Origin of the sequence: Variovorax palleresanus, from assembly GCF_051144945.1 — a bacterium.
Classification (GTDB): Bacteria; Pseudomonadota; Gammaproteobacteria; order Burkholderiales; family Burkholderiaceae_C; genus Variovorax; species Variovorax paradoxus_S.
Genome location: NZ_JBJNVP010000002.1, coordinates 3,693,338 through 3,714,517, shown reverse-complemented (window position 1 = coordinate 3,714,517; position 21,180 = coordinate 3,693,338). Strand labels below are relative to the sequence as shown.

The 21,180-nt window shown below is 66.0% G+C and carries 18 protein-coding genes; 2 read left to right on the top strand and 16 right to left on the bottom strand.

The window, feature by feature from the left end:
* Window positions 1–8 precede the first annotated feature (8 nt).
* The 5 genes from ACJ7Z0_RS21230 to tal form a co-directional block, all read right to left on the bottom strand.
* The gene (locus tag ACJ7Z0_RS21230; protein ID WP_434791419.1) at window positions 9–866 is read right to left on the bottom strand and encodes a carbohydrate ABC transporter permease; all 858 of its coding nucleotides are present in this window, start codon (window positions 864–866) and stop codon (window positions 9–11) included.
* 136 nt (window positions 867–1,002) lie between these two features.
* On the bottom strand, window positions 1,003–2,313 hold the full coding sequence (locus ACJ7Z0_RS21225; RefSeq protein WP_434791418.1) for an ABC transporter substrate-binding protein: 1,311 nt from the start codon (window positions 2,311–2,313) through the stop codon (window positions 1,003–1,005).
* Between the two features lie 235 nt (window positions 2,314–2,548).
* A complete protein-coding gene (locus ACJ7Z0_RS21220) occupies window positions 2,549–2,878 on the bottom strand; it encodes a DUF805 domain-containing protein (protein ID WP_431124408.1) in 330 nt (109 codons plus the stop codon).
* Window positions 2,879–3,003: 125 nt separating this feature from the next.
* Entirely contained in the window at window positions 3,004–4,566 is a 1,563-nt protein-coding gene (pgi, locus tag ACJ7Z0_RS21215) for a glucose-6-phosphate isomerase (protein WP_434791417.1), read from the bottom strand.
* Between the two features lie 2 nt (window positions 4,567–4,568).
* Window positions 4,569–5,528 carry a transaldolase gene (gene tal / locus ACJ7Z0_RS21210; protein WP_434791416.1) on the bottom strand — a complete coding sequence of 320 codons (960 nt, stop codon included), beginning with the start codon at window positions 5,526–5,528 and terminating at the stop codon, window positions 4,569–4,571.
* A 241-nt stretch (window positions 5,529–5,769) separates the two neighbouring features.
* Here tal and ACJ7Z0_RS21205 point away from each other — a divergent pair, with 241 nt between their 5' ends.
* Window positions 5,770–6,450, top strand: a complete 681-nt coding sequence (locus ACJ7Z0_RS21205) for a lipocalin family protein (protein ID WP_431124417.1) — start codon at window positions 5,770–5,772, stop codon at window positions 6,448–6,450.
* On the opposite strand, the gene ACJ7Z0_RS21200 is transcribed toward ACJ7Z0_RS21205, so the two are convergent.
* Genes ACJ7Z0_RS21200 through ACJ7Z0_RS21185 form a run of 4 tightly spaced genes read right to left on the bottom strand, consistent with a single transcriptional unit; the run spans window position 6,437 to window position 11,434 of the window.
* Window positions 6,437–7,078 carry an HAD family hydrolase gene (locus tag ACJ7Z0_RS21200; RefSeq protein ID WP_434791415.1) on the bottom strand — a complete coding sequence of 214 codons (642 nt, stop codon included), beginning with the start codon at window positions 7,076–7,078 and terminating at the stop codon, window positions 6,437–6,439. The two genes, ACJ7Z0_RS21205 and ACJ7Z0_RS21200, sit on opposite strands and share 14 nt — an antisense overlap.
* A gap of 12 nt (window positions 7,079–7,090) precedes the next feature.
* A complete protein-coding gene (locus ACJ7Z0_RS21195) occupies window positions 7,091–8,143 on the bottom strand; it encodes an ABC transporter ATP-binding protein (RefSeq protein WP_434791414.1) in 1,053 nt (350 codons plus the stop codon).
* A 15-nt stretch (window positions 8,144–8,158) separates the two neighbouring features.
* Window positions 8,159–10,420 (bottom strand): ABC transporter permease, encoded by a 2,262-nt coding sequence (locus ACJ7Z0_RS21190; RefSeq protein WP_434791413.1) that lies wholly within the window; start codon window positions 10,418–10,420, stop codon window positions 8,159–8,161.
* On the bottom strand, window positions 10,421–11,434 hold the full coding sequence (locus ACJ7Z0_RS21185; RefSeq protein WP_434791412.1) for an ABC transporter substrate-binding protein: 1,014 nt from the start codon (window positions 11,432–11,434) through the stop codon (window positions 10,421–10,423). It lies immediately after the preceding gene.
* 143 nt (window positions 11,435–11,577) lie between these two features.
* On the opposite strand from ACJ7Z0_RS21185, the gene zwf reads away from it, so the two are divergent.
* Window positions 11,578–13,044 carry a glucose-6-phosphate dehydrogenase gene (gene zwf / locus ACJ7Z0_RS21180; protein ID WP_434791411.1) on the top strand — a complete coding sequence of 489 codons (1,467 nt, stop codon included), beginning with the start codon at window positions 11,578–11,580 and terminating at the stop codon, window positions 13,042–13,044.
* A 10-nt stretch (window positions 13,045–13,054) separates the two neighbouring features.
* On the opposite strand, the gene ygiD is transcribed toward zwf, so the two are convergent.
* The 7 genes from ygiD to ACJ7Z0_RS21145 form a co-directional block, all read right to left on the bottom strand.
* Entirely contained in the window at window positions 13,055–13,990 is a 936-nt protein-coding gene (ygiD, locus tag ACJ7Z0_RS21175) for a 4,5-DOPA-extradiol-dioxygenase (protein WP_434791410.1), read from the bottom strand.
* 59 nt (window positions 13,991–14,049) lie between these two features.
* Window positions 14,050–15,081 carry an ABC transporter ATP-binding protein gene (locus ACJ7Z0_RS21170; RefSeq protein ID WP_434791409.1) on the bottom strand — a complete coding sequence of 344 codons (1,032 nt, stop codon included), beginning with the start codon at window positions 15,079–15,081 and terminating at the stop codon, window positions 14,050–14,052.
* Entirely contained in the window at window positions 15,078–16,148 is a 1,071-nt protein-coding gene (locus ACJ7Z0_RS21165) for an ABC transporter ATP-binding protein (protein ID WP_431124440.1), read from the bottom strand. The genes ACJ7Z0_RS21170 and ACJ7Z0_RS21165 overlap by 4 nt, the downstream gene beginning before the upstream one ends.
* Window positions 16,149–16,173: 25 nt before the next feature.
* Window positions 16,174–17,085 carry an ABC transporter permease gene (locus ACJ7Z0_RS21160; RefSeq protein ID WP_307580062.1) on the bottom strand — a complete coding sequence of 304 codons (912 nt, stop codon included), beginning with the start codon at window positions 17,083–17,085 and terminating at the stop codon, window positions 16,174–16,176.
* An 82-nt stretch (window positions 17,086–17,167) separates the two neighbouring features.
* The gene (locus ACJ7Z0_RS21155; protein WP_434791408.1) at window positions 17,168–18,757 is read right to left on the bottom strand and encodes an ABC transporter substrate-binding protein; all 1,590 of its coding nucleotides are present in this window, start codon (window positions 18,755–18,757) and stop codon (window positions 17,168–17,170) included.
* 34 nt (window positions 18,758–18,791) lie between these two features.
* Window positions 18,792–20,060: a M20 aminoacylase family protein gene (locus ACJ7Z0_RS21150; RefSeq protein WP_434791407.1), complete on the bottom strand. Its 1,269-nt coding sequence runs from the start codon at window positions 20,058–20,060 to the stop codon at window positions 18,792–18,794.
* A 1-nt stretch (window position 20,061) separates the two neighbouring features.
* Window positions 20,062–21,042, bottom strand: coding sequence for an ABC transporter permease (locus ACJ7Z0_RS21145; RefSeq protein WP_028259794.1), 981 nt, complete (start codon window positions 21,040–21,042; stop codon window positions 20,062–20,064).
* Window positions 21,043–21,180 lie beyond the last annotated feature (138 nt).

The window sequence follows — 21,180 nt, the reverse complement described above, 5'->3', positions numbered from 1 at the left end:
TCGTTCCTTCAATCAAGGTTCTTGCCGATGATGCGGATCAGGAACACGGCCACGATGTTGGCCAGCACCACCGCGAAGAGCGCACCGGCCGAAGCCACGCCAACGTCGAAATTCATCAGCGACTGCTTGAAGATCAGGTAGGTCATGTTGGTGCTCTCGTTGCCCGGGCCGCCATTGGTGGTGATGGCGATCTCGGCGAACACGCTGAGCAGAAAGATCATCTCGATCATGATCACCACCGCCATCGGCCGGCCGAGGTGCGGAATGGTCAGGTAGAAAAAGCGCTGGAATGCGCTTGCGCCGTCCATGCGCGCGGCTTCCATCTGCTCGCGGTCGAGCGACTGCAGCGAGGTGATGAAGATCAGGCAGGCGAACGGCAGCCACTGCCATGCCACCATGATGATCACGGACAGCAGCGGCACGTCGGTGAGCCAGTCGACGGGCTGCGCACCGAAGAAGCGCCACACGTCGGCCAGGATGCCGTAGATGGGATTCATCATCATGTGCTTCCACAGCAGCGCATTGACCGCGGGCATGACGAAGAACGGCGAGATGAGCAGCACCCGCACGATGCCGCGGCCCGGAAAGGGCTCGTTCACCAAGAGGGCGAGCAGCACGCCGAACACCACCGTGATGACGATCACGCTGCCGATCAGCAGCAGCGTGTTCCAGGTCGCGGGCCAGAAGTCCGGGTCGGTAATGAAGTAATGAAAGTTCTCGATGCCCGCGAACGTGCGCTCGCCGGGTTGCATGAGGTTGTAGTTCACGAACGAGAAGTACAACGTCATCGCAAGCGGCACGATCATCCACAGGAAGAGCGTGAGCACGGCGGGCGCCATCAGGGCCCGGGGCAGGAGTCGTTTCATCTTGTGTTCCTCTCAGGCTGTTGCCCCCTCTCCCGCTTGAGGGAGAGGGTTGGGGTGAGGGCATGCGGCGGCGCTCATGGACACGCTGCCCCCTCACCCTGCCCTCTCCCCGGGGGGAGAGGGGAAAGACGGCTTGCTACTTGTAGTACCCAGCCTTCTTCATCTCGCGCTCGGCCGCCGTCTGCGAAGTCTTCAGCGCCTGGTCGACCGTGACCTTGCCCGACAGCGCCGCGCTCATCTGCTGGCCCACCGCCACGCCAATGGCCTGGAACTCGGGGATGGCCGCGTACTGCACACCGACGTACGGCGACTTGGGCAGCGTGCTGTCGCTGAGGTTGGCAGTGTCGATGGCCTTCTTCTCGGCCGCGGCAAACTTGGCGACCTTCTGGAACTCGGGGTTCGCATAGGTCGACTTGCGCGTGCCGGTGGGCACCGTGCCCCAGCCGTGCTCCTTGGCCACCAGGTTGACGTACTCCTTGGAAGTTGCCCACTTCACGAAGGTCTGCGCGGCGGCGCCCTTGGTCGAGCTTGCCGGAATGGCCAGGTTCCAGGTCCACAGCCAGTTGGCACCCTTCGGCGTCACGGCCACCGGGGCCTGTGCGAACGCGACCTTGTCGGCCACCTTCGACTGCTTCGGATCGCTGATGAACGAGGCGGCAATGGTCGCGTCCACCCACATGCCGCACTTGCCTTCGTTGAAGAGCGCAAGGTTCTCGTTGAAGCTGTTGGCCGATGCACCCGGAGGGCCGTAGGACTTCATCAGGTCGACGTAGAAGTTGATCGCGTCCTTCCAGGGCTTGGTGTCGATCTGCGGCTTCCACTGCATGTCGAACCACTGGCCGCCGTTGGTGTTGACCAGCGTGGTCAGGAAGGCCATGTTGTCGCCCCAGCCCGGCTTGCCGCGCAGGCACATGCCGTACACGCCGGCCTTCGGGTCATGGATCTTGCCGGCGAGCTCTTTCACCTGCGCCCAGGTGGGCTGCTCGGGCATCTGGAAGCCGACCTTGTCGGCCAGGTCCTTGCGGTACATGAGCATCGAGCTCTCGCCGTAGAACGGCGCGGCGTAAAGCTTGCCTTCGTACGACAGGCCGGCGCGGATGGCGGGCAGCAGATCGTCCGCGTCGTAGGCGGCGTCGGTGGCAATGGGCTGGAGCCAGCCCTTCTTCGACCAGATCGGCGCTTCGTACAGGCCGATGGTCATCACGTCGAACTGGCCGCCCTTGGTGGCGATGTCGGTGGTTACGCGCTGGCGCAGCGTGCCTTCTTCCAGCGTCACCCACTTGAGCTTGATGTCGGGGTTGGCTTTTTCGAAGAAGGGGGTGAGCTTCTGCATCTCGATCATGTGGCCGTTGTTGACGGTGGCAATCACGAGTTCGGTGGCGGCGTGGGAGGCGAGCCCCGTGCCGGCGAGTGCGAGGACGAGGCCCGCTTTCAGAAAACGCTTCATGTTGTCTCCTAGAGGTGAGCGACGCCCTCTTGTCGGGTCGCCGTGGCCTGAATTCTGGAGAAGCACGCTTGCGGTTTTGGTACTGCACCGGGTCATGGTGGTACTTTCATGCACCAGTTGGCTAGGATATTCCCTAGTTAACGCAATACAGCATGTAAGAAGCCATGAAAAAGGGCCGCTTGCGCGGCCCTTGATGATTGTTCCCTAGCGCGCGCAGCGGGCGCTGTGCCCCGCTTCAGGTGGCGGGCACCCCGTGCGGGTTGGTCTCGGGCTGCGATGGCTGCACGAAGAAATAGATCAGCACCAGGTTGACGAGCGGAATGATCATCAGCAGCTGGAGCCAGCCGCTCTTGCCGATGTCGTGCAGGCGGCGCGCGCCCACGGCCAGCGCGGGCACCAAGAAGCCCAGTGCCGCAATGACGTAAACGTACTGGTGGATCAGGCTCGCCACGATCAGAACGATGAGCTCAGCCAGCACGAACCACCAGTATTCCGAACGCGATGCACGCCCCGTGAAATCGGCGTATTTGCTGAAACAGGTCTTGACCGCTGTTTGAAAGTCCATTGATCGACTCCTCTTGATTGTTCCCAGGGAAACTTCCCCGGGCTGATCATATCGGCGGGTCTTTCAACTGCAAATTCGGCCATTGGTTCTCAAACCAACGGCCTATTGCCTCGCACTTCAGAGACTCAGGCCCGGCTACCCAGCCGTTTCAGCAGGCCCGCCGTCGAGGCGTCGAGCCCCGTGACGTCGCCGGAGGCCAGCCGCGGCTCGATGTCTTTCGCGAGCACCTTGCCCAGCTCCACGCCCCACTGGTCGAAGCTGTTGATGCCCCACAGCGCGCCGCTGGTGAACACGCGGTGCTCGTACAGCGCGAGAAAGGCGCCGAGCGATTCGGGCGTGAGCTTGTCGAACACGAAGAAAGTGCTCGGCCGGTTGCCCGGAAAATTCTTGTGGCCGCCGGCGTCGAGCTTGCCGACCATCAGCGCCTGCGCCTGCGCGAGTGCATTGGCCAGCAGCTTGGGGTGGTGGCCGTCCAGGTCGTGGGCCGCATCGCGCACCGCCACAAATTCGAGCGGAATCACGTCGGTGCCCTGGTGCAGCATCTGGAAGTAGGCGTGCTGGCCGTTGGTGCCGGGCTCGCCCCAGAGCACGGGCGAGGTGCCCAGGCTGGCGGGCAGCGGCGCGCCGCTGGCATCGACCTGCTTGCCGTTGCTCTCCATCTCGAGCTGCTGCATATACGCCGGCAGGCGCTTCAAGGCGCTGTGGTACGGCGCGATGCCGCGGCTCGTGAAGCCGTGGAAATTGCGGTACCAGACGTCGAGCAGGCCGAGCCGCACCGGAAGGTTCTGCGCCAGCGGCGCGGTGCGGAAGTGCTCGTCCATGGCGTGCGCGCCCGCCAGCAACCGGCGGAACCCATCGGCGCCGATGGCCAGCGCAATCGGCAGGCCGATGGCCGACCAGAGCGAATAACGGCCGCCCACCCAGTCCCAGAACCCGAAGGTGGTGTCGATGCCGAATTGCTTCGCGGCCTCGACGTTGGTGGTGAGCGCCGCGAAGTGGCCGGCGATGTCGGTGCCGCCCGACTGCTCGTACCAGCGCCTGGCCGAGAGCGCATTGGCCATGGTCTCGGCCGTGGTGAAAGTCTTGGACGCGATCAGGAACAGCGTGTGCTCGGGCGCCAGGTCGCGCAGCACGCCCGCCAGTTCGTGGCCGTCGACGTTCGAGACGAAGTGAAAGCGCTTGCCCGGCGCCGCGAACTCGGCCAGCGCGAGCACCGCCATCTGCGGCCCGAGGTCGGAGCCGCCGATGCCGATGTTGACCACGTCGGTGATGGTGTGGTCGCTGCGCACCGTCTCGGCGTAGGCCAGCATCGCGTCGAGCGTGGCGTGCACTTCGCGCAGTTCGGCCGCGGTGCTGCCCACTGCGGCGCCGGCTGGTGCGCGCAGCAGCGTGTGCAGCACGGCGCGGTCTTCGGTGTTGTTGATGTGCTCGCCGGCAAACATGGCGTCGCGGTGCGCTTCGAGCCCGCACTCGGTTGCCAGCGCGAGCAGCAGTTCTTCGGCGTGCGCGTCGATCAGGTTCTTCGACAGGTCGGCAAAGACATACGGCGCCTCCTGGCTGAAGCGCTCGAAGCGCCCCGCGTCGTCGACGAAGGCGTGGCGTACGTCGAACTGCCGGCCCGCAGTTTCGAAGTAGCTCCGCAGTTGCGCCCAGGCGGGCGCGCGGTCGCAGCGAAGGGTCATGGCCATGTTTATTTGCCGCTTTCCTGCATGAGTCTTTCGAGCTTCACGGCGTCGGCCGCAAAGGCGCGGATGCCTTCGGCGAGCTTCTCGGTGGCCATGGCATCTTCGTTCAGCGCGAAGCGGAAGCTTGCCTCGTCGTAGCTCAGCTTCTGCACATTCGCCGTGGCGGCAGCCTTGGCAGCGTCGAGCGCGTGTTCGAGCGGGTCGTTGTTCGCGGCCAGTTCGGCCAGCAGTTCGGGGCTGATGGTCAGCAGGTCGCAACCGGCCAGGGCCTGGATCTGTCCCACATTGCGGAAGCTCGCGCCCATCACCTCGGTCTTGATGCCGTGCTGCTTGTAGTAGTTGAAGATTTCGCGCACCGACTTGACGCCCGGATCGTTTGCGCCCGCACTGGCGGCCTCGTCCCATTTGGCGCCGGCCGACTTTTTGTACCAATCGTAGATGCGGCCCACGAAGGGCGAGATGAGCTGCACGCCGGCGTCGGCGCAGGCCACCGCCTGCGCGAACGAGAACAGCAGCGTCAGGTTGGTGCGGATGCCCTTCTGCTCGAGTACGCGCGCCGCCTGGATGCCTTCCCAGGTCGAGGCCACCTTGATCAGCAGGCGCTTGCCGGTGTCGATGCCTTCGGCCTTGTAGAGCGCCACGATGCGCTCGCCGCGCGCAATGGTGGCGGCGGTGTCGAACGAGAGGCGGGCGTCGACCTCGGTCGACACGCGGCCCGGAATGATCGAAAGGATTTCGGCGCCGAAGCGCACCAGCAGGCGATCGATGACCTCGTCCAGCGGCTTGCCCGCATGCTTCTTGACGGCATCGTCGAGCAGCGGCCGGTACTCGGGCTTCTGCACTGCCTTCAGGATGAGCGACGGATTGGTGGTCGCATCCTGCGGCTTGGAAATGCTGAGTTGCTTGAAGTCACCGGTGTCGGCGACCACGGTGGTCCATTGACGGAGAGCATCGAGTTGATTCATGTCGAAGATTATCCTGTGCGGGTGATGACAAGTCCTGCACGCAATTGCGCTGGGGCCGATGTTTTGATGCGCACCGTAGCACGGGTTTTCACCGCGCTGCATCGGCCTGTAACCGGCCGTGTCGTGCGCCGGCCGCCCTGCCCTACAAATGCTGTGGTCCGCCGCTGACGAGAGCGATTCCGTCGGCGGGCTAGCCTGCGGCTTCCCGCCTTGATGCTTTCGACCACAGGAGTGCCTTTCCATGCCTTGCCGACATCGCACCGCAGTGCCCGCCGCTGCAGCAAACCGCGCTCCTTTCGACGACCGCCGCACCAGCGCCGCCATCGGCACGCTGGCCACCGCTTTCGTCGTCGGCGGCGTGGCAACCTGGATCGCCCTGGGCGCGGGGCGCACCGCACGTGCGCAGCTGGCCGGCCCCGCCGACGGCGCGCCGCTGATGCGCGCGCCGCTGCAGGTGGTGGCGCCGGTCGACATCCAACGCTATGCCGGCATCTGGCACGAACAGGCCCGCTTGCCAAACCGCTTCCAGAAGCAGTGCGCCGGCCCGGTCACCGCCGAGTACATCCCCCAGCCCGACGGCACGGTGCAGGTGCTCAATCGCTGCGTGCGCCCCGACGGCAACTTCGACGAGGCCGTGGGCACGGCCCGCGTGGTGCCGGTCGCCGGCCAGCCCGGGGCAGGCCGGCTCGAAGTGTGCTTTGCGCCGTCATGGCTCAGCTGGCTGCCGATGGTGTGGGGCGACTACTGGATCCTGAAGCTCGACCGCGACTACCAGGTGGCGCTGGTCGGCACGCCCGACCGCGAATACCTGTGGGTTCTTTCGCGTGCGCCGCGCCTGGAAGACGACGCGCTGCAGGCCGAACTGGACTACGCCGCCAGCCTGGGATTCGACACCGCCAAGGTGGTGCTCACCGGCCGATAGGCGAAGCAGCCGGCACGTAGCGCGCCAGCTGCGCCGCCAGCGCGGCGGGGTGGGTGCAATGGATGGCATGCCAGCCGAAGGCGCGCGCGGCCTCCACATTGGCGGCCGAGTCGTCGATGAACACCGTCTGCTGCGGATCGAGTGCATGGCGCACCGCCAGCAGTTCGTAGATTTCGCGGTTCGGCTTGATGAACTTCACGTCGCCTGAAAAGACGCCGCCATCGAAACGCCGCATGAACCCGTGCCGGCGCTCGAGGGCGCGAGCGTAAGGCAGAGGCATGTTCGAGAGGTAGTAGAGCCGCAGCGCCTCGCCGGCATCGCGCCGCGCGAACAGCCCTTCGAGCAGGTCGACCGTGACGGGAATCGGCTCCAGGCGCTCGCCCAGGTTGCCGAGCATGGCGTCGAGCCGTGCCGCCGGAAGCGACAGGCGCCGGGCCATGCGCGCAATAGCGTCTTCGAGCGAACGCGTGCCGCAGTCGAAGCACATCCAGTCGTCATGGTGAAAAAGCGCCCGGCCCAGCGCCGCTGCGGCAAGCTCAGTGGGAGCGTGCTCGGGAAGATGGGCCTGCACCAGCCGGGTGGGCTCCCATGCCAGCAGCACGGCGCCAAGATCGAAAACCACGTTCATGGCGCCATTGTTTCATGCGCCGGGCACCACGCTGACGCCGTGCGCCGCCAGCGACAGCGTGGCCTGCGCGCCCGCGGCAAGGGGGCGCGAAAGATCGGTCGACACCACGAAGACCGGCCCGAGCGATGTATCGAAGCCGTATTCGTAGAAGCTGCCGAGGTAGGCCGCCTTGCGCAGCGTGGCGGCAAGGCCCCCCGCCGCGTCGGCGGCGCCGATTTCCCAGGCTTCGGGCCGCACCGCTACTTTCACCGTGCCGGGGCCCACCGCATAGCGCGGCTGCAGGCGCAGCGGGCCGAGCACCACGCTGCCATCGGCCTGCGCAACGGCCGGAAACACCATCGCCTCGCCCATGAAGCCGGCGACGAATTCACTCTCGGGCCGGCCATAGAGTTGCTCGGGCGTGCCGCGCTGGGCGATCACGCCGTGGTCCATGACGATGATCTGGTCGCTCACGGCCAGGGCCTCGCTTTGATCGTGCGTGACGTAGGCCACCGTGAGTTTCAGCCGCTGCTGCAGCGCGCGGATCTCCTCGCGCATTTCGCGCCGCAGACGGGCATCGAGGTTCGATAGCGGCTCGTCGAACAGCAGCACTGCGGGCTCCAGCACCAGCGCGCGCGCCAGTGCCACGCGCTGCTGCTGGCCGCCGGAAAGCTCGCTCGGCAGCCGCTCGTCGAAGCCGACCAGTCCCACGCCCTTGAGCGCATCGCGCGCCCGCGAGGTGGCCTCGTCTTTTTTCACGCCGCTCATGCGCAGGCCGTAACCCACGTTCTCGATCACGTTCATGTGCGGGAACAGCGCATAGCTCTGGAACATCATGCTCACGTTGCGCTCGGCCGGGCCCAGCGTGGTGACGTCGCGCCCGCCCATCAGGATCGAGCCCGAGGTCGGCGATTCGAGCCCCGCGATCATGCGCAGCGTGGTCGTCTTGCCGCAGCCCGAAGGGCCGAGGATGGTGGTGAGCGTGCCGACCGGTACCTCGAAGCTGATGCCCTTGACCGCCAAGGGCCCGTTCCTGTCGGTGCCGTAGCGCTTGGTGACATTGCGGAATTCGATGCCGTTGCTCATGTGTTCTTTTCCCGATCAATGCACCACGGGCGCAGCCACCATCGGCACGCCCGCCCTGCGCCGCCCCAGCTTGCGCTCCCCGACCACCCACTGCACCAGCGCAATCGCCAGCGACATCAGGATCATGAGCACCGTGCAGTAGGCCAGCGCAATGCCGTAATCGCCGTTGCCCACGCGGCCGATGATGTAGGTGGTGGCCAGTTCATTCTCGGCCGTGACCAGGAAGATCACCGCGCTCACCGTCGTCATGGCGCGCACGAAGCTGTAGACCAGCGCGGCCACCAGCGCAGGTTTCAGCAGCGGCAGCACCACGTTGAAGAGCGTCTGCGACGTGGAGGCCCGCAGCATCAGCGAGGCTTCGTCCAGCGAGCGGTCGAGTTGCTTGAAAGCCGCCGTGCCGGCCCGCACGCCCACCGGCAGGTTCCGGAACATGAAGCACAGCACGATGATGAGCCCAGTGCCCGTGAGCTCGAACGGCGGCACGTTGAAGGCCAGGATGTAGCTCACGCCCAGCACCGTGCCTGGAATGGCAAAAGCCAGCAGCGCGCCAAACTCGAAAACGCCCTGCCCCTTGAACTCGTTGCGCGCCAGCAGCCAGGCGATGAGCAACCCGAGCGCCGCGGTGATCGGTGCCGAGATGCCCGCGAGCTTGAGCGTGGTGATCAGCGAGTTCCACGCCGTACCGGCCCAGACCAGGCCGAACTGGCCCCATTCGAGCGCAAAGGCGTTCTTGAAGTGGTTGAGCGTGAAGGTGTAGTCGCGGCCCCAGGTCTGCACGAACCCACCCGCGAAGGCAAACAGGTAGACCACCGCAGTGAACGCGATCCACGGGAGCGCGATGCAGTAGATGGTGCGGCGCACGCCGTCGGGCAGCGCCATCGCGATGCCCGCGTCGCCCTTGCCGCTCACGGTGGTGTAGTTCTGCTTGCCGAGCACACCCCGCTGCAGCGCGAAAACACCCAGCGCGAAAATCGTCAGCACCCAGGCGAGCGAGGCCGCGCGGCCCTGGTCGTACTGCGCGCCGACAATGGCAAAGAAGATGTCGGTCGACAGCACCGAGAACTGGCCGCCCACCACCACCGGGTTGCCGAAGTCCGCAATGCTCTCGATGAAGCCCACCAGGAAGGCATTGGCCAGCCCCGGTTTCAGCAGCGGCAGCGTGATGGTGAAGAAGGTGCGGCGCCGGTCGGCGCGCAGCATCTGCGCGGCTTCCTCGAGGCTGGGCGCAATGCCCTGCACCACGCCGCGCATGATCATGAAGGCAATGGGCGTGAACGCGAAGAGCTGCGCCACCAGCACGCCCGGCATGCCGTAGAACCAGCGCGTCGGCTCGATGCCGAAGACGTTCTCGAGCAGCTGGTTGACGATGCCCGCACGGCCGAACAGCAGGATGAGCCCCAGGCCCACCACGAAGGGCGGCGTGATGATCGGCAGCAAGGCCAGCACCCGCAGCGCGCCCTGCCCGCGCTTGCTGCCGCGCTCGGCCATCAGCGCCATCAGCGTGCCGAGGAAGGTGGTGCCAGCGGCGGTGAGCAAGGCCAGCACCAGCGTGTTCCAGGCCACGCCGCAGCGCACCCCGCCGGCAATGCAGCCCAGCCCCCAGATGCGCTCGGTGAACACGCGCGCGATGAACGCGGTGACCGACCATCGCCCGTCTTCGTCAAGGAACGCACCGGCCAGCGCCTTGCTCACCGGATAGGCGATGAACAGCGCCATCAGCACGCCACAGCCGATGACCGCCGCAGCCACGAACAGGTCGCCCTTGAAGAGCCCGAGCCGCGCAATGCCGAAGGCCGCCAGCAGCGTGAGCGCGGTAAGCGCCATGAAGCCGCCCGCGCCGATGCCGAACTGGTTGACGGCCAGCTCGCCGAACTGCGCGTTGAGTGCCGCGAAGCTCCAGCCGCGCGCGCCGATGGCAAAGCCTGCAACGGCAAGGCCGATGGCGCCGATCGCACCGCCCGCCAGCAGCCAGCGCCCCTGCGCGCGGCCGGCCGGCAGCCAGGCGCCGATGGCGCACATCGCCAGGCCCGCGAGGCCGACGAAGAGCCAGCTGCGGCCCTGCATGGCCGCCTGCATCAGCCCGTTGGCGCCCTCGGCCTGGCCGAACACTTGGGGAACGGCCTCGTACCAGGTCGAATCCTGGATCGCGTACCAGGGCAGCAGGAGATAGGCCGCGAAGCCGAGCGCCACCCAGGCCCAGATCCAGCGCTGCGACCGCCGGGCCGAGGCCGCAGCGGCCGGATTGACCGGCGCGGCGCCGGCAGCGACGGTGCCCACTTAGCGCGGCAGCGAGTTGACGTCTTTTTCCCAGCGCGCAATCAGGCGCCGGCGCTCGGCGCTGGCGCCGTACTTGGCGTAGTCGTAATTGATGAACTTGATCTTCTTGAAGTCGGGGATGCGCGGATCGAGCTTGGCCGTTGTGTTGCTCGGCAGCTGGAACTGCTTGTTGGCGGCGCCGAGTTCCTGCGCGCTGGGCGTCAGCGCCCATTCGTAGAACTTCTTCGCGGCCTCGAGGTTGCGGGCGCCCTTGATGATGCTCATGGAGCCGATCTCCGCGCCGGTGCCATCGCTGGGGGTGATGGTCTCGACCGGGAAACCCTGCATCTTCTCGCCCGGGCCGTCATGCACGAAGCTGATCGACACGGCCGTTTCGCCGCGTGCCACCGCCTTGATGGGACCGGTGCCGGAGCGGGTGTATTGCCCCACGTTCTTGTGCAGCGCCTTCAGGTAGTCGAAGGCCTTGTCTTCGCCCATGAGCTGCACCAGCGTGGCGATTATGGTGTAAGCGGTACCGCTCGACGCGGGGTTGGCCACTTGGACGTCGCCCTTGTATTCGGGCTTGAGCAGGTCGGCCCAGGTCTTGGGCACGGGCAGCTTCTTCTTGGCGAGCAGCTCGGGGTTGTAGCCGAAGCCCAGCGGGCCCGAATAGATACCCACCGTCTTGTAGCCCGACTGCCTGGCCTGCTGCTGGGCCCAGGGGTGAAGCTGCGCCAGCGTGGGCGACTTGTATTCGAGCGTGAGGCCCTGTTCGGCCGCCTGCAGGTGCGGATCGCCGGTGCCGCCGAACCAGATGTCGGTCTTGGGGTTGTCCTTCTCGGCGATGAGCTGGGCCAGCGCCTCGCCCGAGCCCTTGAGCGACATGTTGATGCGGGTGCCGGTGGTGCGTGCATACACGGTGGCGATCACGTTGCACCATTCGGCCTGGACCGAGCAGATGACATTCACCGTGCCCTGGGCCGATGCGGCGGCCGACAAACCCAGCAAGGCCGCAGCGGCAAATAGCTTCTTCATGTGAAAACCTCGCCTCCAAAACAAAAATAGGCCTCCCGGCCGGGGTGCAGCGTAGCTTTCGTACAGGTTTCATGAATTGGTACAAGTACCATTCGGTTGAAACAGACAGCCCCTCGGCACCAAGACAAAAGGAAATTCGACACATGAGCTTCGATCTCGTTCTGTTCGGCGGTACTGGCGACCTTGCATGGCGCAAGCTGATGCCCGCGCTGTTCCAGGCCTTCAGGCACGGCAGCCTGCCGAAAGACGGACGCATCGTCGGCGTGGCGCGGGACGACCTTTCGGACGACCAGTACCGCGAACTGATCCAGTCGCGCTTCAATGCCGTCGAAGGCGCCAAGCGCCCTTCGGCCGAAGAGTTCGAGAAGTTCGCCTCGCTGCTGTACTACCTGCGCATGGACTTGTCCAAGCCAGCCGACTACACGCGGCTTTCCGACCTGCTGAAGCAGCGCAACGCCGACACGGTGGTGATGTACGTGGCCACGGCGCCAGCGCTCTTCACCCAGGTGGTAGAGCAGATTGCCGCGGCGGGGCTCAACGGCCCATCGACGCGGGTGGTGCTCGAGAAGCCGCTGGGCCATGACCTGGCGTCCAACCGCGCCATCAATGCCGCGGTGTGCAAGGTGCTCGAAGAGAAACAGGTCTTCCGCATCGACCACTACCTGGGCAAGCCTTCGGTGCAGAACCTGTTTGCCATGCGCTTCGGCAATGCGCTGTTCGAGCCGATCTGGCGCCGCGAGCACATCGCCAATATCCAGATCACCATCGCGGAAGACCTGGGTGTCGAAAAGCGCGGCGCCTTCTACGACCAGACCGGCGCGCTGCGCGACATGGTGCAGAACCATGCGCTGCAACTGGTCTGCGCCATCGGCATGGAGCCGCCGATCAACTCGCATGCCGATGCCATCCGCGACGAGAAGCTCAAGGTGCTGCGCGCGCTCAAGCCCTGGACACCCGAAACGCTAGGCCTGCATGCCATTCGCGGCCAGTACACGACCGGCACGGCCTACGGTGAACGCGTGCAGGGCTACAGGGACGAGCCCGGCGTCGACCCCGAGAGCCGGACCGAAACCTTCGTGGCGCTGCGCACCGAAATCGCCAACTGGCGGTGGGCCGGCGTGCCGCTCTACATTCGCACCGGCAAGCGGCTCGCGTCGCGCGATGCGCGCATCGAGGTCAACTTCAGGCCGACGCCGCACGCGATCTACCGCGCGCCCTCGGGTGCGGTCAACAAGCTGGTGATCAACCTGCAGCCCAAGGACGGGCTGGAGCTGCACATGCTCGCGCAGGCACAGGACAACCGCCGCAGCAACGGCCACCAGAGCGCCGCGCAGCTGGCGCCGGTGCAACTCGACCTGGACTTCGACAAGCGCTTCGGCGCCGAGCGCGTGGGCGCCTACGAGCGGCTGCTGCTCGACGTGATCGATGGCCGCCTGAACCTGTTCGTACGCAGCGACGAGCAGGAAGAAGCCTGGCGCTGGGTCGAGCCGCTGATCGACAGCTGGGCATCGGACGGTGGACCGCGGCCGTACGCCGCAGGCACCTGGGGCCCGAGCGCATCGAGCGCGATGATTGCGCGCGATGGTTTCTCGTGGGGCGAGGAGCAGTAGGCCGGCGCGCTCAGCCGAATTGGACGCAACGCATGCCGAGCGTGCCCGACTGGAACCCTTCGTAGATCGTTTTCGCGCGTTCGCCCGTCCCCGCAGCACCGAGCGCGTAGAGAAATGGAAAGTAGTGGTCCGGCATGGCGACCGCAGTGGCGGCGCCCTCGAGTTTTTCGTAGCCGACCAGCGCCCGGTCGTCGCGGCCCGCAAGCGCGGCCTTCACCGCATCGTCGAACGATTGCGCCCATGGCCGGCTTGCCTTGAGCCCATCGGGCGTGCCGCGGTCGGTGGCCCGCAGGTTGTGCACCACGTTGCCGCTGCCCATCACGAGCACGCCCTTGTCGCGCAGTGCCGCAAGGTCGCGGCCGACGGCGTAGTGAAAAGCCGCCGGCTTGTCGTAGTCGATGCTGAGCTGAAAAACGGGGATGTCGGCCTTCGGATACAGGTGCTTCAGCACCGTCCAGGTTCCGTGGTCCAGGCCCCATTGTTCCGTGCCGATCACCGAGGTCTGTCGCACCGCGCCCAGGGCTTCGCGTGCGAGCGCAGGATGGCCCGGCGCCGGATACTCGATGTCGAAAAGCGCCTGTGGAAAGCCGCCGAAGTCGTGGATCGTCTTCGGCCGCTCCTGCATTCCAACGCCAGTGGCACCGCGGCTCAGCCAGTGGGCTGAAACGCTCAGGATGGCCGAGGGACGCGGAAGCTCCCGGCCCCATGCTGACAGCCGGCGCGTGAAGGCGTTGTCGGCCAGCGCGTTCATGGGCGAGCCGTGGCCGATGAAGATGGCCGGCATCCGCTGCGATGGGGCACCGGCGGCGGCGTGCGACAACGAACACAGCGAGGCCAGCGTTGCGGTCGCCCCGAGCGCGGAGCCCATGAGAAAGCCGCGGCGGCCGAGCTCCGGCCGAAGCGTGTGGCTGCTGTCTGTGCTGTCTGCGCGTGGGGGCTTCTTCATCGTCATCACCGCACTCTGCACCGGTTTCCCGCGCGCCTCAGTGCGTTTGCGCACGCTTTTCAGCCGATGCGCCCCTCTTCCACCGCATGGCAGGCCACCTGCACGCCCTTGATGCTCAACAGCTTCGGCCGCTCGGCCGAGCAGCGTGCATTCGCATGCGGGCAGCGCGGATGGAACGCACAGCCTGTGGGCGGATTCAGCGGATTCGGCACTTCGCCCTGCACCGGCGTGCGCGAGCGGCCGGTGTGCTTCATCTGCGGAATCGCGTCGAGCAGCATGCGCGTGTACGGATGCTGCGGCTTGGCGAAGAGCTTCTGCTTGTCGGCCACCTCGACCAGCCGGCCCAGGTACATCACGCCGACCTGGTCGGCCACGTGCCGCACGACCGCGAGGTTGTGCGAGATGAAGAGATAGGTGAGGCCCCGCTGGCGCTGTAGATCCTTCATGATGTTGAGCACCTGCGCCTGCACGCTGACGTCGAGCGCGGAGGTGGGCTCGTCGCACACCAGGAACTCGGGCTCTGTGGCGAGCGCGCGCGCAATCGAGATGCGCTGGCGCTGGCCGCCCGAGAACTGGTGCGGGTACTTGCTCATGTCCAGCGGCGAAAGGCCGACGGACTTGAGCAGCTCGCCCACGCGCTCGCGCAGCTCGGCCTTGTCCCTGAGGATGCCGTGCTCGCGCAGCGGCTCGCCGATGATGTCCTCGACGATCCAGCGCGGGTTGAGGCTCGCGTAAGGGTCCTGGAAGATCATCTGGATGCGGCGGCGCAGCTTGCGGCCTTCGGGGGTCTTGAACGCGGCATGCGCGTCCTGCCCGTCGAACTGCAGCCCGCCGCGCGTCGGCGCATAGAGGCCGACCAGGAGGCGCGCCACCGTGCTCTTGCCGCAGCCCGATTCACCGACCAGCGCCAGCGTCTTGCCGCGCTCGATGGAAAAGCTCACGCCATCCACCGCATGCAGCAGCACGCGCGGCTTGCGTTCGAGCACGCGGTTGAGCCAGGGCGGCGACACGTCGAAGGTGCGGGCCAGGTCGTGGGCGACCACGAGCGGTTCGCCGCCTTCTGCCTTGCGGGGTTCGACCACTGCGCTCATCGGGTCACCTCCGCAATCGGTGCGGCTGCGTCGGGCGTGGCGCGTTCGCCGGCGCGCTGCGCATCGTGGTGCCGCGCTGCGAGTTCGGCCTGGCCCTGGTGCGGATCGGTGGCATCGTGCAGCCAGCAGGCGGCGCGCGTGGCGCCCGCGTGCATGAGCTCGGGCCGCTCGGCCAGGCAGCGCGCAAAGGTGCGCGGGCAGCGCGGGTTGTAGGCGCAGCCCTTCGGAATGGCATTGAGCCGCGGCATCGCGCCGTCGATCTGGTTGAGCCGCTCGCGGTCGCTCGTCATGTCGGGGATCGAGGCCATCAGGCCGGAGGTGTAGGGATGCGCGGGCTGGTGGATCACCTCGTGCACCGGGCCGATCTCGGCGATGCGGCCCGCGTACATCACGGCCACGCGGTCGCAGGTTTCGGCGATCACGCCCATGTCGTGCGTGATCAGCATCACCGCCGCGCCGCGCTCCTTGCAGATGCGCTTGAGCAGCTGGATGATCTGCGCCTGGATCGACACGTCGAGCGCGGTGGTCGGCTCGTCGGCGACGATGAGCTTGGGCTCGGCCGCAAGCGCCAGTGCAATCACCACGCGCTGGCGCATGCCGCCCGAAAACTGGTGCGGAAAATGGTCGATGCGCTGCTCGGCGGCGGGAATGCCGGTGTCCTGCAGCAAGCTGATGGCGCGGCGCCGCGCCTCGGCGTCGGTCACCGGCAGATGGGCGCGGATGGTTTCCACCAGCTGCCGGCCGACGGTGTAGAGCGGGTTCAACGAAGTCAGCGGGTCCTGGAAGATCGCGCCGATCTTGCGGCCCCGGATGGGGCGCATGGCATCGAAACCGAGGTTGTCGATGCGCTGGCCTTCGAGCACGATTTCCCCGCTGGCCACGCGGCCCGGCGGCTCGAGCAAGCCGATGATGGCCGCACCGGTGAGCGACTTGCCGGCACCGGACTCGCCGACCACGCCGAGGATTTCACCGGGTGCGATGTCGAAGGAAATGCCGTCGAGCGCGCGCAGCGTGCCGCGGCGGTGCGGAAACTCGACGACGAGGTTTTTGACCTGGAGCAGCGTCATGTTGGCGTTGTCCTTTTTATTTACTTCAGCGCAGGCGCGGGTTCAGCGCGTCTCGCAGCCAGTCGCCCAGCAGGTTCACGCTGAGCGCAATCAGCACCAGCATCAGGCCCGGGAACACGGTGATCCACCATTCGCCGGAGAACAGGTACTGGTTGCCGATGCTGATCAGCGTGCCCAGCGAAGGCGAAGTCGGCGGCACGCCCACGCCCAGGAACGACAAGGTCGCCTCGGTGATGATGGCGGTGGCCACCTGAATGGTGGCCAGCACCATCACCGGCCCCATCACGTTGGGCAGCACGTGGCGCAGCATGATGCGCAGCGGCGCCACGCCGGTCACGCGCGCGGCCTGCACGTATTCCTTGTTGCGCTCCACCAGCGTGGAGCCGCGCACCGTGCGCGCGTACTGCACCCAGCCGGTCAGCGAGATGGAGATGATGAGCACGCCGAAGGCCAGCGACTCATGCGCATTGGGGAACAGCGCGCGGCCGACACCGGCAATCAGCAGCGCCACCAGGATGGGCGGGAACGACAGCATCACGTCGCACAGGCGCATGAGGAACGAGTCGAGCCAGCCACCGAGAAAACCGGCGAGCAGACCGAGCACCACGCCGACCGTGATCGAGAGCATCACCGACACGATGCCGACGATCAGCGAGATGCGCGCGCCATAGATCACGGCCGAGAGAATGTCGCGGCCCTGGTCGTCGGTGCCGAGCAGGTATTTGGAAGAGCCTTCGGCGCTCCACGCGGGTGGCAGGCGCGCATCGCCCAGTTCGAGCGTCGCGAGGTCGAACGGATTGTGCGGCGACACCCATCCTGCAAAGACCGCGCAGAACAGGCAGGCCAGTGCGATGAGCGCAGCCACCATCGCCACGGGCGAAGTGCGAAAGCTGTAGCCGACATCGCTGTCGAGCCAGCGGGCAAGTGTTTTTTTCATCGTGAGAAAAAAGGATGGGCCCGCAAGAAGCGGGCCCAGGATCGAGCCACTCAGGCCGCCCATCGGCGGGCGGCCGACGGGATCACGGCTTGATGCTCATCCACTTGAAGGGCATGTAGTTGTCGGCCATCTGCGTCAGCGCCACCTTCTTGCTCACACCCCAGGCGAGCGCCTGCTGATGCAGCGGCAGGTGGCCGACGTCCGCGGCGTGCAGGTCGAAGGCTTCCTTGATCATCGCGTCGCGCTTGGGCTTGTCGGTTTCCGACTGGATCTTCTTGGTCAGCTCGTCCACCTTGGGATTGCAGTAGGCACCCAGGTTGAACTGGCCGGCACCGGTCTTGTCGTCAGGGCACGCCGTCAGCGCGGTCAATGCGTTGTGCGAGTCGTAGGTGGTCGGGGTCCAGCCCAGCAGGTAGAAGCTGGTGTCGCGGCGCAGGATCTTGGGGAAGTAGGTGCCCTTGGTTTCCGCGGCAAGATTGATCTTGACGCCGATCTTCGCAAGGTTGGAAGCCACGCTCTGGCAGATCTGGCCGTCGTTCACGTAGCGGTCGTTCGGGCAGTTCATCGTCACCTCGAAGCCGCTCGGATAGCCGGCTTCGGCCAGCAGCTTCTTGGCGGCCTCGACGTCGTAGGGCAGGCGCTTGTCCTGCGCTTCGGTCCAGCCGTTGATGCCGGGGCCCACCATCAGGCCGGTGGGACGCGAGGCGCCGCGCATCACGGTGCGCTGGATGCCGACGATGTCGATGGCCTGGTAGAAGGCCTGGCGCACGCGCTTGTCCTTGAACGGGTTCTTGCCCTTGACGCTCGAGTACAGCAGCTCGTCGCGCTTCTGGTCCATGCCCAGGAAGATGGTGCGCAGTTCGGGGCCGGAGATGACGCGTGCATTGGGGCTGGCGTTGATGCGCGCCACGTCCTGCACCGGCACGGGTTCCATCACGTCGATTTCGCCGGACACGAGGGCCGCGACGCGGGTGGCCGGGTTGGCAATGGGCGTGAAGACGATCTCTTGCGCGTTGCCTTCGATCTTGCCCCAGTAGGTGGGATTGCGCACGAACACCGTGCGCACGTTGGGCTGGCGCTCGCGTACGCGGAACGGGCCCGTGCCGTTGGCCTTGAACGAAGCGGTGTTTTCGATGCCCTTGCGGCGGTCGACCGGCGTGACGGCCTTGTTCTCTTCGCACCACTTCTTGCTCATGATCATGAGCTGGGTGATGACGTCGGGAAGAATGGGGAACGGACCCTTGGTTTCGATCTCGATGGTGTGGGCGTCGACCTTGCGGACTTCCTTGATGTCGGTGGTGTTCGACTTCATGTCGGAGCCTTCGCCGGCGGCGCGGGCAAAGCTGAAGAGCACGTCGTCGGCGGTGAAGGGCGTGCCGTCGTGGAACTGGACGTTCTTGCGCAGTTCGAAGCGCCACACGGTGGGCGAGGTCTGCTTCCAGCTGGTGGCCAGCAGGGGCGCAACGCTCAGGTCCTTGTTGCGGCCGACCAGCGTTTCATAGACGTTGGCGGTGGTGCTGAGCTGCAACGATTCATTGAGCGAATGCGGGTCGAGCGACAACGCATCTCCCTGGTTTGCGATGCGGATGGTCTGCGCGCCGGCCAAGAGGCTGGTGGTGCCCAGCACGCACAAAACTGCGACCGCGGCCGCCTTCTTCTTCTGGAAACTCATTGAGAACACTCCTCGGGTTGGAATCGGAAATACATCAAGGCGCCGCGGTAGCGGCGTCTTTCCTTGGCTGCTCGCTGCGGGTAGCAGCCAGCGGCATGCCCTGCTCGATCAACCCCGCATGCAATGCGGCGCCAAGCGGCAGGATCTCGTCGTTGAAGTCGTAGCGGCTGTTGTGCAGGAAGGCACCGTTCCTCGCGTCCTGGCCGATGCGCAGGTAGGCGCCGGCCTTCTTCTGCAGCATGAAGGAAAAATCTTCGGCGCCCATGCTGGGCTCCATGCTGCGGTCGACGTTGGAAGCACCCACGAGCGACTCGGCCACGTCGGCCGCGAACATCGCCTCGGGGGCGGTGTTGATGGTGGCCGGATAGATGCGCTCGTACTTGATGGTGGCGGTGGCGCCGAAGCCCGCGGCAATGGCCGTGCACAGCTCGGCCAGGCGCTGCTCGACCTGCGCCTGCACGCGGGCGCTGAAGGTGCGCACGGTACCGACGAGCGTGGCCTCGCCCGGAATCACGCTCATCGCGCCCAGGTCGCCGGCCTGCACCGCGCAGATGCTGACGACCGCAGCATCGATGGGCCGCACGCTGCGCGAGACGATGGTTTGCGCGGCCGTGATGATGTGCGCGGCCACCACCACGGGGTCGATGGTCTGGTACGCATGGGCGCCATGCCCGCCCTTGCCCTTGATCTCGATGGTGACGCGGTCGGCCGCGGCCATCATGGCGCCGCGGTTGATGCCCACGGTGCCGGCCGGCATGCCGGGCCAGTTGTGCATGGCATAGACCGATTGCACCGGAAAGCGGTCGAAAAGGCCGTCTTCGATCATCACGCGCGCGCCAGCAAAACCTTCTTCGCCGGGCTGGAAGATCAGCACCGCGGTGCCGTCGAAGCTGCGTGTTTCGGCAAGGTAGCGCGCGGCACCGACGAGCATGGCGGTGTGGCCGTCGTGTCCGCAGCCGTGCATCAGGCCATCGTTGGCGGAGCGCCAGCCGAAGTCGTTGTCTTCGCGCATGGGCAGCGCGTCCATGTCGGCGCGCAGCCCGATCATCCGCCCGCTGGCTGCGGACCTGCCGCGGATGACACCCACCACGCCGGTCTTGCCTATGCCGTCGTGGATCTCGTCCACGCCGCAGGCACGCAGCGCTTCGCGCACGCGGCGGGCCGTGTAGACCTCTTCGAAACCGAGCTCGGGGTGAGCGTGCAGGTCGCGGCGAAACGCCGTGATCTCCGGGTAGAAGCTCGCGATGTGCGCAAACGCCCGGCCGGAGGCTTGCAGCCGGGGTGCTGCTGCGGCAACCGTCATCTCAATGTCCTCCCGCCTTGCCGACGCGCAGCCGCGGGTCGACCACGAAATACAACAGGTCGACCACGAGATTGATCACCACGAAGATCAAGGCAATGAGGCACAGGTAGGCCGCCATGACCGGGACGTCGGCAAAGGTCACCGCCTGGATGAACAGCAGTCCCATGCCCGGCCACTGGAACACCGACTCGGTGATGATGGCAAAGGCAATGAGGCCGCCGAGCTGCAGGCCGGTGATGGTCATCACAGGCACCAGCGTGTTCTTGAGCGCGTGGCCGAAATGAATGGCGCGGTTCGTCAGACCGCGGGCGCGTGCAAACTTGATGTAGTCGGTGCGCAAGACCTCGAGCATCTCGGCACGCACCAGCCGCATGATCAGGGTCAGCTGGAAGATCGCGAGCGTCACGGCCGGCAGGATGATGTGATGCCACCCATCAGCCCGGAAAAGACCGCTGCTCCACCAACCGAACTGCACGGTTTCTCCGCGCCCGAAACTCGGGAACCAGCCCAGCAGCACGGCAAAGACGAGGATCAGCAGGATGCCGATCAAGAAGGTGGGAAGAGACACGCCGAGCAGTGACACGGTCATGAACACCTGGCTCAGGAAAGTGCCCCGGCGCAGTGCGGTGTAGACGCCCATCGGGATGCCAATGAACAGGGCCAGCACGGCGGCCACGAGCGCGAGTTCGAGTGTGGCCGGAAAGCGCTCGCCGATGAGGCGCGAGACTTTCGCACCCTGGCGCAGGCTCAGCCCGAATTCGCCCTGTGCGGCGTTGACGAGAAAGTGCCAGAACTGCACAAAGAAGGGCTGGTCGAGCCCCAATGCGGCGCGCAGATCACGAATCTGCTCAGGCTTGGCGTCTTGGCCAAGCAGAAAGACGACGGGATCGCCTACATATTGAAAGAGAAGAAAGGCGATGAACGCGACCGCGATCATGACGATCACGGCTTGGATCAAGCGGCGCAGGACAAAGGCAATCATTCAACAAACAGAGTGAACCGGCATGCTAGCAGTGCAAGGTGCGTGCCCGCACGGGGGTTCCCCGGGGGGGGCACGCCGATGGTGCGTATACCTGAGCCGATGCATCAGCTGCGCACCAAATAAAAAAGCCACCCGACT